General features: G+C 66.0%; 9 protein-coding genes, 1 tRNA gene and 1 pseudogene. 7 read left to right on the top strand and 4 right to left on the bottom strand.

Annotated features, from left to right (window positions below; genetic code table 11):
• The first annotated feature begins 62 nt into the window (after window positions 1-62).
• A complete protein-coding gene (locus A6A04_RS05975) occupies window positions 63-1,139 on the top strand; it encodes a site-specific DNA-methyltransferase (RefSeq protein WP_068490912.1) in 1,077 nt (358 codons plus the stop codon).
• Between the two features lie 27 nt (window positions 1,140-1,166).
• Here the strand turns inward: A6A04_RS05975 and dnaJ are convergent, their stop codons facing one another.
• The 4 genes from dnaJ to A6A04_RS05955 form a co-directional block, all read right to left on the bottom strand.
• Window positions 1,167-2,309 carry a molecular chaperone DnaJ gene (gene dnaJ / locus A6A04_RS05970; RefSeq protein WP_068490910.1) on the bottom strand — a complete coding sequence of 381 codons (1,143 nt, stop codon included), beginning with the start codon at window positions 2,307-2,309 and terminating at the stop codon, window positions 1,167-1,169.
• Window positions 2,310-2,469: 160 nt separating this feature from the next.
• Window positions 2,470-4,395, bottom strand: a complete 1,926-nt coding sequence (gene dnaK / locus A6A04_RS05965; RefSeq protein ID WP_068490909.1) for a molecular chaperone DnaK — start codon at window positions 4,393-4,395, stop codon at window positions 2,470-2,472.
• A gap of 141 nt (window positions 4,396-4,536) precedes the next feature.
• The gene (locus tag A6A04_RS05960) at window positions 4,537-6,492 is read right to left on the bottom strand and encodes an O-linked N-acetylglucosamine transferase, SPINDLY family protein (protein WP_068490907.1); all 1,956 of its coding nucleotides are present in this window, start codon (window positions 6,490-6,492) and stop codon (window positions 4,537-4,539) included.
• Window positions 6,489-7,289, bottom strand: a complete 801-nt coding sequence (locus A6A04_RS05955; RefSeq protein WP_068490905.1) for a uracil-DNA glycosylase — start codon at window positions 7,287-7,289, stop codon at window positions 6,489-6,491. The genes A6A04_RS05960 and A6A04_RS05955 overlap by 4 nt, the downstream gene beginning before the upstream one ends.
• A gap of 179 nt (window positions 7,290-7,468) precedes the next feature.
• Between A6A04_RS05955 and A6A04_RS05950 the strand changes: the two genes are divergently transcribed.
• The 6 genes and pseudogenes from A6A04_RS05950 to A6A04_RS05930 all read left to right on the top strand — a co-directional run bounded on the left by A6A04_RS05950 (window position 7,469) and on the right by A6A04_RS05930 (window position 13,668).
• Window positions 7,469-9,091, top strand: a complete 1,623-nt coding sequence (locus A6A04_RS05950; RefSeq protein WP_068490902.1) for an electron transfer flavoprotein-ubiquinone oxidoreductase — start codon at window positions 7,469-7,471, stop codon at window positions 9,089-9,091.
• Window positions 9,092-9,155: 64 nt separating this feature from the next.
• Window positions 9,156-10,868, top strand: coding sequence for a tetratricopeptide repeat protein (locus tag A6A04_RS05945; RefSeq protein ID WP_068491378.1), 1,713 nt, complete (start codon window positions 9,156-9,158; stop codon window positions 10,866-10,868).
• Between the two features lie 6 nt (window positions 10,869-10,874).
• Complete coding sequence (locus A6A04_RS05940; protein ID WP_068490900.1) at window positions 10,875-11,729, top strand: 4-(cytidine 5'-diphospho)-2-C-methyl-D-erythritol kinase; 855 nt, start codon at window positions 10,875-10,877, stop codon at window positions 11,727-11,729.
• 48 nt (window positions 11,730-11,777) lie between these two features.
• Window positions 11,778-11,852, top strand: a tRNA-Gln gene (locus A6A04_RS05935).
• A gap of 100 nt (window positions 11,853-11,952) precedes the next feature.
• Window positions 11,953-12,132 (top strand): annotated as a pseudogene (locus A6A04_RS23575) (DUF6538 domain-containing protein); the annotation flags it as partial.
• A gap of 15 nt (window positions 12,133-12,147) precedes the next feature.
• Complete coding sequence (locus tag A6A04_RS05930) at window positions 12,148-13,668, top strand: site-specific integrase (RefSeq protein WP_156612492.1); 1,521 nt, start codon at window positions 12,148-12,150, stop codon at window positions 13,666-13,668.
• The last annotated feature ends 11 nt before the right edge of the window (window positions 13,669-13,679 follow it).

Raw genomic sequence — 13,679 nt, 5'->3', positions numbered from 1 at the left:
CTTGACGGATTCTCAGGTTTGACTCAAATTGAGTCTCCTAAGTCAATCCGAGCCCGAGTCCCATGACCCTGCCGCTGAACACCATTCTTTCCGGCGACTGCATCGCCATGATGGACTCGCTGCCCGCCAAATCGGTGGATCTGGTCTTCGCCGATCCGCCCTATAACCTGCAATTGGGCGGTGAATTGCTGCGCCCAAACAACTCCAAGGTGGAAGGGGTGGACGAGGAGTGGGATCGCTTTTCCGACTTCGCCGCCTATGACGCCTTCACCCGGGCCTGGCTGAAATCGGCGCGCCGCATCCTCAAGGACGACGGCGCCCTGTGGGTGATCGGCAGCTACCACAACATCTTCCGGGTGGGCGCCATCCTGCAGGATTTGGGATACTGGATGCTGAACGACATCGTCTGGCGCAAGACCAATCCCATGCCCAATTTCAAGGGCACCCGCTTCACCAATGCCCACGAGACCATGATCTGGTGCGCCAAATCGGCCGAGACCCGCTACACCTTCAACTATGATTCCATGAAGGCGCTGAACGACGACCTGCAGATGCGCAGCGACTGGACCCTGCCGCTCTGCACCGGCGGCGAGCGGCTGAAGAGCGGCGGCAAGAAGACCCACCCGACCCAGAAGCCGGAATCCCTGCTCTATCGCGTGCTGATGGCGTCGACCAAGCCGGGCGACGTGGTGCTGGACCCCTTTTTCGGCACCGGCACCACCGGCGCGGTGGCCAAGAAGCTGGGCCGCAACTTCATCGGCTGCGAGCGCGACCCCGAATATATCGCGGCGGCCAAGGAACGCATCGCCAAGGTGATCCCGGTGGCCGATCCCTCGGTGCTGATGGCCATTTCCAAGCGCTCGGAGCCCCGCATTCCCTTCGGCTCGGTGCTGGAACGCGGCCTGCTCAATCCCGGCGACCTGCTGTTCGGCGGCACCCGCCACGACAAGGTGGCCAAGGTCCGCGCCGACGGCACCCTGATCACCGACATCCATCGCGGTTCCATCCACAAGGTGGGCGCCCTGGTGCAGAACGCCCCGGCCTGCAACGGCTGGACCTATTGGCATTTCCAGGCGGGCCACGACGAGTTCATGCCCATCGACGTGCTGCGCCAGAAGATCCGGGCGGAGTTGCACTAAAGAGCGGGCGAGGGCGCCCGCGCCCGCTCAGCCGTCCTTCAGGTCGTCCCACAGCTCTTTCACCTTGGCGAAGAAGCCGTGGCTTTCCGGCGAGTTCTTGGCCTTCTCGCCCTCGCCGTTCTTGTCGAATTCCTTCAGCAGCTCGATCTGGCGCTTGGTCAGGTTGACCGGGGTTTCCACCACCGCCTGGATGAACATGTCGCCGCGCGCCGGGCTTCTGAGCACGCTCATGCCCTTGGAGCGCAGGCGGAACTGATGCCCGCTCTGGGTGCCTTCGGGAATGGTGACCTTGGCCTTGCCGCCGTCGATGGTGGGCACCTCGATGGCGCCGCCCAGGGCCGCCGTGGTCATGGGAATCGGCACCCGGCAGAAAATATTGGCGCCGTCTCGCTGGAAGATGCGGTGCGCCTGGATGGATAGGAAAATGTAAAGATCGCCGGCCGGAGCGCCGCGCATGCCGATCTCGCCCTCGCCCGCCAGGCGAATGCGGGTTCCATCCTCCACCCCGGCGGGAATGGTGACCGACAGGGTCTTTTCCTTGTGGGTGCGGCCGGTGCCGCCGCATTTGCGGCAGGGGTCCTTGATGACCTTGCCCATGCCCTGGCAGGTGGGGCAGGTGCGTTCGATGGTGAAGAAGCCTTGCTGGGACCGCACCTTACCATGGCCGTGACAGGCCGAGCAGGTGGCAGGCTGCGAGCCGTCCTTGCCACCAGTGCCCTTGCAGTCGTCGCATACCGCCGAGGACGGCACCTTGACGGTGGTGGACTTGCCCGCGAAGGCGTCCTCCAGCGAGATTTCCATGTTGTAGCGCAGGTCGGCGCCACGGCCCGAGGACTGGCCCCGGCGGCCGCCCATGAATTCCCCGAACATCTCGTCGAAGATGTCGGCGAAGCCGCCACCGCCGAAACCACCGCCGAAGCCGCCGCCACCACCGCCGCCACCCTGTTCGAAGGCGGCATGGCCGAAGCGGTCATAGGCGGCGCGCTTCTGCTCGTCCTTGAGGACGTCATAGGCTTCGTTGATTTCCTTGAACTTCTGCTCGGCCGCCGCGTCGCCCGGATTGCGGTCCGGGTGATACTGCATGGCCATCTTGCGATAGGCCTTCTTGATATCGTCGGCGGAAGCGCCGCGTTCCACGGCCAGAAGTTCGTAATAGTCCTGCTTGCTCATGCCATCTCGCCCCCAACCCTCGCCCGCTGGCGGGAGAGGGTGCGAGCATCGCGAGCGGGTGAGGGCGGATACCGCCGTTCACCATCCCCGGCCCTCACCCTCCCAAGCCGCAGGCTTGGGCCCCTCCCTCTCCCGCTGGCGCGGGAGAGGGGGTGGTTTCCTACTTGCCCTTCTTGTCGCCGTCGACTTCCTCGAAGTCGGCATCGACAACCTTGTCGCCATGGCCGCCCTCGGCCGCCCCGGCGCCCGGCTGGGCACCGGCATCGGCGGCACCGGCGGCTTCCTGGGCCTTGTACATGGCCTCGCCCAGCTTCATGGACGACTGCATCAGGGCCTCGGTCTTGGCCTTGATGGCCTCGACATCGTCGCTTTCCATGGCGGTCTTCAGGGCGGCGAGGTCCTTCTCGATCTCGGCCTTGATATCGGCGGGAGTCTTGTCGCCGAATTCCTTCAGGCTCTTCTCGGTGGTATGGGCCAGACCGTCGGCATGGTTACGGGCTTCCACCAGTTCCTTGCGCTTGCGGTCGTCGGCGGCATGGGCCTCGGCTTCCTTCACCATCTTCTCGATGTCGGAATCCGACAGGCCGCCCGAGGCCTGGATGCGGATCTGCTGTTCCTTGCCGGTGGCCTTGTCCTTGGCCGAGACGTTGACCAGGCCGTTGGCGTCGATGTCGAAGGTCACTTCCACCTGGGGCACGCCGCGCGGCGCCGGGGGAATGCCCACCAAATCGAACTGGCCCAGCACCTTGTTGTCGGCGGCCATCTCGCGCTCGCCCTGGAACACCCGGATGGTGACGGCGGTCTGGTTGTCCTCGGCGGTGGAGAACACCTGGCTCTTGCGGGTCGGGATGGTGGTGTTGCGGTCGATCAGGCGGGTGAACACGCCGCCCAGGGTCTCGATGCCCAGGCTCAGCGGGGTCACGTCCAGCAGCAGGACGTCCTTGACCTCGCCCTTCAGCACGCCGCCCTGGATGGCGGCGCCGATGGCGACCACCTCGTCGGGGTTGACGCCCTTATGGGGCTCGCGGCCGAAGAATTCCTTCACCACTTCCTGGATCTTGGGCATGCGGGTCATGCCGCCCACCAGGATGACCTCGTCGATCTCGCTGGCCTTGACGCCCGCGTCCTTCAGCGCCGCCTTGCAGGGCTCGACGGTGCGCGCCACCAGATCCTCCACCAGGGCTTCCAGCTTGGCGCGGGTCAGCTTGATGTTGAGATGCTTGGGGCCCGCCGCGTCGGCGGTGATGAACGGCAGGTTCACCTCGGTCTGCATGGAGGAGGACAGCTCGATCTTGGCCTTCTCGGCGGCTTCCTTCAGGCGCTGCAGGGCCAGGCGGTCCTTGCGCAGGTCGATGCCCTGCTCCTTTTTGAACTCGTCGGCCAGGTAGTCCATGATGCGGGCGTCGAAGTCCTCGCCGCCCAGGAAGGTGTCGCCGTTGGTGGACTTGACCTCGAACACGCCGTCGCCGATTTCCAGCACCGAGACGTCGAAGGTGCCGCCGCCCAGGTCATAGACCGCGATGGTGCCCGCCGACTTCTTTTCCAGGCCATAGGCCAGGGCGGCCGCCGTGGGCTCGTTGATGATGCGCAGCACTTCCAGGCCGGCGATACGGCCGGCATCCTTGGTGGCCTGGCGCTGGGCGTCGTTGAAATAGGCCGGAACAGTGATCACCGCCTGGGTGACCTTCTCGCCCAGATAGCCTTCCGCGGTTTCCTTCATCTTGCCCAGGATGAAGGCGGAGACCTGGCTGGGGCTGTACTTGGCGTCGCGGGCCTCGACCCAGGCGTCGCCATTGTCGCCCGCCACGATGTGGTAGGGGACGAGGTTCATGTCCTTCTTGGTGATGGGATCGTCGAAGCGACGCCCGATCAGCCGCTTGATGGCGAACAGGGTGTTGGTCGGATTGGTCACCGCCTGGCGCTTGGCCGGCTGTCCGACGAGGCGTTCACCCGACTCGGTGAAGGCGGTCATCGACGGGGTGGTGCGCATTCCCTCGGCGTTTTCGATGACCTTGGCGTTCTTGCCTTCCATGATGGCGACGCACGAATTCGTGGTGCCCAGGTCGATGCCGATAACCTTGCTCATGTCGTCCTCTTTCCTGTTCGGCGGTTCTGAAGCGGCCCTGACGGTTTCAGCAGCCGCCCGCTAGAGCCCCATCGCGTTGAAATCCTTGGGACGGAGTATCATCCCACCGGCCTTATATAGGGTGGCCTTGGGAACGCGCAACTATGGAAGGCGCGTCCGTGCCAAATGGCGCCGCCACACCGCGCGCAGCAGCCGTTCCAGGTTGCGTGCCCAGGTAGCGCCGTCGCAGAGCGGCGAGGCGAACAGCCGCGCCCGCAACTCGGCTCTTTGGGCGCGCCAATGCTCGCGGTTCGCCACCGCCCGCAGCGCCACGGCGACATAGTCATCGGCGGAGGCGGCGGTGAATTCGTCCAGCCCCAGCGGCTTCTGGATGGATCGGGTCCAGCGGCTGATCATGCGCGGCCACGGCCAGGTCACCACCGGCACCCCCATGCACAGGGACTGGAAGCTGGTGGTGGAGCCCGAGAACGGGAAGGGATCGAGGGCAAAATCGGCGTCGTTGTAGCGATCCATGAAGGCGGCATAGCTTTCCGCCTCGGCTACCATTTCCACCTGATGCGGCCTGGCCCCGGCTTCCGCCAGCAGACGAGCGAAGCGGTCGGAGAGTTGCCGGGCGCCATAGCGGGTCTGGTATTTCAGCACCAGCCGGGCCTCGGGCAGGGCCTTCAGGATGCGGCCCCACACCGCCAGCACCGCAGGCGTGATCTTGGCGGGATTGTTGAAGCAGCAGAACACCGGCCCCGGCGATGGCGCCGGATCGCGCAGCGGCGGCAGGTCGTCGGGCATATCGGCGATGTAGAAATGCGGCATGCGCAAAGGCCGCTCGGTGAAGAACTCGGCGCCCCCCTTGGGCAGCAGCACCGGGTCGCCGATCAGGTAATCCATCTGGTCGAGGCCGCTGGTGGCTACCTCGTGCAGGCTGAGCTGGACCGGCGCCACCCGTTCGGCGCAGACGGTGGGGCGGTTCTCGTCGAAACGCCCGGCCAGGCTGACCAGGATGTCGATCCGGTCGGCGCGGATGCGTTCGGCCACCTGGGCGTCGCTCAGGCCGGTGATGTCGCGCCAGCCCGCCGCGATCGCCTTGAATTTCTCGGTCATGGCGTCGGGACGGGCGATCTGGGCATAGAAATAGGCGGGAAACCCGGCCCGGTCCATGCGGGCCACCACCGGCAGCAGGTTCCCGGCCACCGGATGGGCGCGCAGGTCCGAGGACAGATAGCCGATGCGAATCTCGCGGCGCGGGGGCCGGGGCGGCAAGGGCCGCACCGGCCGGGCGAAGCTGCGGCCGAACTGGCGGTGCAGCTCGGCCAGATCGTCATCGGTCAGATCGTCGAGATAGATGGCGGCGGCCAGCAGGTTGCGATGCGCCTTGAGGTCCATGGGGTCCAGGGCCAGGGCGGCGCGGTATTCGGCCATGGCGTCGGACTGGCGCGCCACCGCGAACAGGGCCGTGCCCAGGTTGTTGTGACATTCGGGGCTGTCGGGGGCCAGTTTCACCGCCGCCTCATGGGCCACGATGGCCTCGTCCAGCCGCCCGGCATCCTGCAGCGCGCTGCCAAGGTTGCTGCGTAGCCGGGCCGAACCGAGGTCAAGTGCCACCGCCCGGCCATAGGCCTCGGCCGCTTCGGCTGCCCGGCCGGTCTCGGCCAGGACCATACCCAACGCCGCCCAGGCCTTGCCGTAATCGGGCCTGAGCGCCACCGCCCGGCCGAAGGAATCGGCGGCGGCGGCGCAATCGTTCAGATCGTGAAGGGCGCTGCCCAGGTTGTAGTGGATGGGAGCGGCATCGGGCACCAGCGCCAGGGCGCGGCGGAAGCTGTCGGCGGCGCGGGCCGCCTTGCCCAGCGCCTGCTGGGCGTTGCCCAGATTGACCAGCCCGCCGGGGTCGTTCGGCACCTGCTTCACATAGGCGGCCAGCGCGGTCTCGGCCTCGGCATGGCGACCCAGCAGATAGGCGGCCATGCCCGCCAGCTTGGCCGCCTCGGCCAGTTTGGGATGGGCCTTGCGCAGGCGCTGGCACAGCTTGGCCGCCTCGGCGGCGTTGCCCGCCCGCAACAGAGCCTCCGCCTGGGCCAGTGCCTGGGCCGCCCCGCTCAATGCTGCCCCTGGCTCAGCTTGCGATGGACCATCAGCAGGTCGTGCCAGGCGGCGCGCTTGGCCTCGGGGGTGCGCAGCAGATAGGCGGGGTGGAAGGTGGCCAGCACCGGCACCGGCCGGGGCAGGCCCGGCGAATTGAATTCGAACCACTTGCCGCGCAGCCGGTTGATGCCGTCGGCCTTGGCCAGCACCGCCGAGGCGGCGGCGCCACCGAACAGCACGATCACCTGGGGGTCCACCAATTCGATATGCCGCGACAGGAAGGGCAGGCACACCGCCACCTCGTCGGGGGTGGGCTTGCGGTTGGCGGGTGGCCGCCACGGCACCACATTGGTGATATAGGCGGTGGTCCGGTCCAGCCCGATGGAGCCTAGCATGCGGTCGAGCAGGCGGCCGCTGGGACCGACGAAGGGCAGTCCCTGGCGGTCCTCCTCCTGGCCGGGGGCCTCGCCGATGCACATGACCGAGGCCTCGGGATTGCCATCGGCGAAGACGGTGCTGGCCGCCGCCTGCTTCAGCGCCAGACCGTCGAAGCCTTCCATGGCGGCGCGCAACTCGGCCAAGCTGCGGCAGGCGGCCGCCAGATGGGCGGTGGTGCCGGGAATGGCCACGGGCGGCATGACGTCCGGCGCAGTGGCCGGGGCGCGGGGATGGGCGGCCTGGACCATGGCGGCCCGGCTGGCCTGGGCCTGTTTCAGCGCGGCATAGCGATCCACCGGCACCTCGCCGATGGTTTCGTCCACACCGGCCTCCAGGTACCAGCGCAGGATGTCGATGGGATGGCTCTGCGTTTCCATGGTGGCAGCCTATCACGCGGCGCGAAGCTGTGCGACCACCCGGCATATTTCGGTATTTCGCTGCCGATTTTTTGCCATAAGGGATCGAAACTGCCACAATTCTCATGCTATAGAGGCAGCCGTCCTGTCAGGACCTATGGGCGTGGATGCCCGTGGTCGATCTTTGTGTTGGGGTCGTCATGGAACGTGAAAGCATGGAATTCGACGTCGTGATCGTGGGCGGCGGGCCTTCGGGCCTCGCGGCGGCGATCCGGCTGAAGCAGCTGAATGCGGAACTCACTGTCTGCGTGCTGGAAAAGGGCTCGGAAGTGGGCGCCCATATCCTGTCGGGCGCGGTGATCGAGACCGGCGCGCTGTCCGAACTGCTGCCCGACTGGAAGGAACGCGACGCGCCGCTGCTGACCCCGGCCACCGACGACCGCTTCATGTTCCTGACCCAGTCCAAGGCCATCCGCCTGATGACGCCGCCGCAGATGAACAATCACGGCAACTTCATCGTCTCGCTGGGCAATTTCACCCGCTGGCTGGGACAGCAGGCCGAGGCGCTGGGCGTCGAAATCTTCGCCGGTTTCGCGGCGGCCGAGGTGCTCTACCACGATGACGGCTCGGTCAAGGGCGTGGCCACCGGTGACATGGGCATCGGCAAGGACGGCCAGCCCACCCACAATCACACGCCGGGCGTCGAGTTGTGGGCGCGCCAGACCATCTTCGCCGAGGGCTGCCGCGGCAGCCTGACCAAGGCCCTGTTCGAGCGCTTCGACCTGCGCCGGGATTGCGAGGACCAGACCTACGGCATCGGCATCAAGGAGCTGTGGGAGGTCGATCCGGCCAAGCACAAGCCCGGCACCATCCTGCACACCGTGGGCTGGCCGCTGGATACCCAGACCTATGGCGGCTCCTTCCTCTATCACCTGGAAAACAACCAGGTGGCGGTGGGCTTCGTGGTCGGGCTCGACTACGCCAATCCGCATCTGTCGCCCTTCGACGAGTTCCAGCGCTTCAAGACCCATCCCGCCATCCGGCCGCTGTTCGAGGGCGGTCGGCGCATCTCCTACGGCGCCCGCGCCCTGTCGGAAGGCGGCTTCCAGTCCATCCCCAAGCTGACCTTCCCCGGCGGCGTTCTGGTCGGCGACACCGCCGGCTTCCTCAACGTGCCCAAGATCAAGGGCACCCACACCGCCATGAAGTCGGCCATGGTGGCCGCCGAGGCGGTGGCCGCGCTGCTGGCCCTGGCCGACGGCCCCAAGGAAGCGACGGCCTATCCCGAGCATCTGAAGAAGAGCTGGGTGTGGTCCGAACTGCACACCGTGCGCAATATCCGCCCCAGCTTCCACTGGGGCCTGTGGGGCGGCATCGCCTATGCGGCGCTGGAGACCTATCTGTTCCGGGGCAAGATGCCGTGGACGCTGCACCACCATGCCGACCACCTGGCGCTGAAGAAGGCGTCGGAATGCCCGAAGATCGTCTATCCCAAGCCCGATGGGGTGGTCAGCTTCGACAAGCTGTCCTCGGTGTTCATTTCCTCGACCAACCACGAGGAAAACCAGCCCGCCCATCTGAAACTGCGGGATGCGGCGGTGCCCATCGCCATCAATCTGGAGCATTACGACGCCCCCGAGCAGCGTTATTGCCCGGCCGGGGTCTATGAGATCGTCAGGGCCGACGACGGTTCCAATCCGCGCCTGCAGATCAATGCCCAGAACTGCCTGCACTGCAAGACCTGCGACATCAAGGACCCGACCCAGAATATCAATTGGGTGGTTCCCGAAGGTGGCGGTGGACCGAATTATCCCAACATGTAAAGCTGGGACTCCGGCGCTCCGTGACGGGGCGCCGGAATCGTTCATCCCGGTCTGGTTGGAGAATATGGTCACTTTCCTTGGTCGCCTGCCTGCCGTCGCGGTGGTCATCGCCGCCCTGTCGGGCTGCGTGCCCCAGTCCGGTACCCGCCAGGATGCCTCCGACCGGGACATCGCCGTCCTGTCGGCCGAACCCGGATTGGGCGCCTATCTGGCCGGCCGTTTCGCCCAGAGCCATGGCGATACCCGCTCGGCGGCGGAATTCCTGTCCATCGCGGCGCGGCGAGACCCCGAGAACATCGACCTGCAACAGCGGGCCTTCGCCTTGCTAGTGGCGGAAGGCCGCATGGACGAGGCCGCCGCCATCGCCGAGCGGCTGCTGATCATCGACAATGATTCCGCCCTGCCCTCCATGCTGATGGGGGCCCGCGATTTCCGCGATGGCCGCTACGCCGCCGCCGAGAAGCGGTTCTCGGTGCTGCCCAAGAAGGGTATCAATGGCTTCCTGGGACCGTTGCTCACCGCCTGGGCCAAGGCCGGGCAGGGTGACATCAATGGGGCGGTGGCGCTGCTGGCCCCCAGCCCCGAGACCGCGTCCTTCGCCCCCATTTACGACTTCCATGCCGGGTTGATCGAGGAGTTGGGGGGACGCCTGGATCAGGCGGAAACACGTTTCAAGGCCGCCCTGGCGGCGCAGACCAGTGTGCGCACCGTCGAGACGGTCGGCGCCTTCTATCAGCGCCATGATCGCATGGAGGCCGCCCGCGCCCTGTATCTGCGCTATCGCCTGGAACATAACGATCGCGCCCTGTTTGACGGCGACCGCCAGTTCGCCCTGGGCGCCGCCGCGCCCGCGGTGGTCAACACCCCCACCGAGGGCCTGGCCGAGGCCATGTTCGACACCGCTTCGCTGCTGCGCCAAGGCGCCGCCCATGATCTGGCGCTGGTGTTCTCGCGCATGGCCCTGGCGCTGCGCCCCAATTTCCCCATGGCCCATATCCTGGTGGCCGACACCCTGGGCCACCAGCGTCGGCTGGAGGAGGCCAACGACATCTACCGCGCCATCCCCAAATCGTCGCAGGTGTCGGGCTTCGCCCGGTTGCGGCTGGCGGTGAACCTGGACGAGCTGGGGCGCAGCGACGACGCGGTGAGCGAACTGAGCGCCCTGGCGGCCGAACGCCCGGACAGCCATGATCCGCTGATGGCGCTGGGCGACATCTTCCGCCGCCACAAGCGCTATGCCGAGGCGGCCGACGCCTATGACCGGGCCTTGGCGCGGGTGGACACCAAGGATCCCCGCAACTGGACCCTGCTTTACGCCCGGGGCATCGCCCTGGAGCGTTCCAAGCAGTGGAACCGGGCGGAGCGGGATTTCCTCGAGGCGCTGCGGCTCAAGCCCGACCAGCCCGACGTGCTCAATTATCTCGGCTATACCTGGGTCGACCAGGGCCTGAACGTGGAACAAGGCCGCAAGCTGATCGAGCGGGCGGTGGAACTGCGCCCCAATGACGGCGCCATCGTCGATTCGCTCGGCTGGGCGCTCTATCGCATGGGCGAGTTCCAGGCGGCGGTCAGGCATTTGGAACGTGCCGCCGAGTTGAAGGCCGAGGACCCCACCATCAACGAGCATCTCGGCGACGCCCTGTGGCAGGTGGGTCGCTATGACGAGGCCCGCTACCAGTGGAGCCGCGCCATGTCGCTGGACCCGGAACCCGACCAGATCGATGGCCTGAAGGCCAGGATTTCCACCGGCCAGCTCCCGGCCCAAGCCTCGAAGTAGCCCGCCATGATCACTGTCTTCGCTCCCGCCAAGGTCAATCTGTCGCTGCATGTGGTCGGCAAGCGCGACGACGGCTATCACCTGCTGGATTCGCTGGTGGCCTTCGCCGGGGTGGGCGACACCCTGGACATGGAACCGGCCGACACCCTGACCCTGGACATCACCGGCCCCACCGCCGCCCTGATCCCGGACGAGGGCGAGAACATCGTGCTGAAGGCGGCCCGGCTGCTGGCCGAGGCCACCGGCACCAGCCTTGGCGCCACCATCTTGCTGACCAAGCGCCTGCCGGTGGCGGCCGGGATCGGTGGCGGCTCCGCCGACGCCGCCGCCACCCTGACCGGCCTGATGCAGTTGTGGCGGGTCGAGCTTGCCCCCGAACGGCTGGCGGCGCTGGCATTGTCCATCGGCGCCGACGTGCCGGTCTGCCTGTCGGGCCGCCCCACCCGCATGCGCGGCATCGGCGAGGTGCTGGAACCCGCCCCCCCCCTGCCCCCCGCTTGGCTGGTGCTGGTCAATCCCATGGTGCCGCTGCACACCCCAGCGGTGTTCAAGGCTCGCACCGGGCCGTTCTCCGCCGCCGAACCCCTGACGGAAAGCCCCGCCGACGCCAAGGCCCTGGCCGAGGCCCTGGCGGCCCGGCGCAACGACCTGACGCCCCCCGCCATCAGCATCGAACCGGTGGTGGGCGAGATGCTTGCCGCCATCGCCGCCGGGCCCGGCTGCCTGCTGGCCCGCATGTCGGGATCGGGCGCCACCTGCTTCGGCCTTTACGCCGAGGAGGCCGAGGCCCGCGCCGCCGCCGCCTCGCTCCAGACCACCCATCCCGGTTGGTGGATCGCCCCGGCGCCTTTGCTGGGATAGGGCGTTGAAACCCATCGCGGTTCGGATTATGGTGCCGACCCGCGCTGGTGGGGCGTCGCCAAGCGGTAAGGCACCGGTTTTTGGTACCGGCATTCCCAGGTTCGAATCCTGGCGCCCCAGCCAACTCTCTCTCACAAGGAAATCCGCGCCTTTCGCCACCCCCGATCCGGGCGTGTGTAGCACCCTTGTGTAGCAGTCCCGTGGAGCAACCACGGAGACCCCAATGCCGGTTGTCCAGCATACCCTGCGCCGGGGCGGCATCTACCACTTGCGCTGCCGCGTGCCCTCTGATTTGGTCCCTGTCATCGGACGGGGGGAAATCCATCGCTCATTGGCGACGGCCTGTCCAAGGAAGGCCAAGTGGCGTGCGCATCGCCTATATGGCCGCGTCCTGGATATCTTCGAGGGGTTGAGAGGGATGGCGGACACCAAGGAGGAATGGCTCGCTCAACTAGCGGCAATGAGTCCCAGCGACCGCGAAGCCGCCATCGGGGATTTGTTTGACCTCGCCACCGCTGCCGTTCGGGAAATGGAGCAGGAACAGGGAAGACGCGAGAAGGCTGAAAAGGCTGCCCGCGAGTTGGGAAAGCAATGCGGGGTTCTGCTCGGCCATTTAGCCGAAACAGTTTCCGAAGATAGACTTAAACAGTTGGAGCAAGTGCGCGACGGCGTGGTTGGCCTGCAACGAGACCGAGACGACCTGCAACGACAGAAAGACGAACTGGAAGGTTCAGCTATCGTCGGACAGGGCGAGGCGATTGTCGCCGCGCTGAGCCGTCGGCTCGGCCTGCCGCGTCATAGCGCCACCACGCCCACGGTGATGCAGTTTCTGACCGATACCTACACCAAGGAGAAGCGGCTGGCTGATGACAGCCAACGCCATATTGTGAATTTCATTTCCCTGTTCGCCCGGATCACCGGCGACAAACGTCTGGCGGATTACGGGCGGACGGATATCCTCAATTATGTCCTGATACTAGAACGCCTCCCAAGATCGCTAGGGAAATCGCCGAGCGACAAATCCGCTTCCATCGAAGATCTGTTTGCGAAGGCTGCCCGCATGTCGGAGAAGGCGGGCGGGCCGATGACTTTGAGCGCAACAACCATCGGCAAGCATGTCCAGCATGTGAAGGGCTTCTTCAACACGGCGCGGCGGCATCTCAACTTCACGACCAGCGACGCCATCGACGAGATGTTTGATGGCATCAAATTGAGCAAAGGCGTGCCTTCGGCTCAAAAGCGCAAGTCGTGGCCTATGGAGCAACTCAACCTTTTGTTCGCCACACCCATCTGGCAGGGAACGGGGAGCAGGCCGGAGGATTTCACAAAGCGGCACAAGGAAGGCGACCACATCTATCGTGATGCTTATTGGTGGCTACCGATTACGGCTCTCTGGACCGGCGCCCGGCTGGAAGAACTGGCCCAACTGCACCACGAAGACCTCGTCGCCGATTCCAGCGGCTTTCGCTTCATCCACATCCACGGCGAGGGGGAGCGGCGCGTCAAGACGGCCAACAGCATTCGACGGGTGCCAGTCCATTCGGTGCTGGCGGGGTTCGGCTTCCTCGACCTGTTCGACCATAAGAAGGCGGGGCAGCGCATCTGGCCCGAGTTGAGGCCGACAGGGCGGATGAAGAAGTTGGGCGATACGTACAGCACACACTTCACCGACTATCGGCGGCACTGCGAACTCTACGAGCCGTTGATGGACTTTCACAGCCTGCGGCGCACCTTCATCACCAGCATGAGGACGCGGGCTAATGTCGACGCCCTGACGGTCGCGGCACTTGCCGGACACGACGAAGAATTACCGATTTTCGAACGGGCACAGCAAACGAACGACTACACCGATTACGGTATTGCCGCCCTTGCTGAGCAGATCGAGAGGTTGGACTACGCCGCCTACGGCCTCGACCTTGGGCTCATTGAAAAAACGTAGGAGCCGCAGAG

Origin of the sequence: Paramagnetospirillum marisnigri (genome assembly GCF_001650715.1) — a bacterium.
Taxonomy (GTDB): Bacteria; Pseudomonadota; Alphaproteobacteria; order Rhodospirillales; family Magnetospirillaceae; genus Phaeospirillum; species Phaeospirillum marisnigri.
Note: the sequence above shows the minus strand (reverse complement) of the source record. Positions and strands in the feature narration are given on the sequence as shown.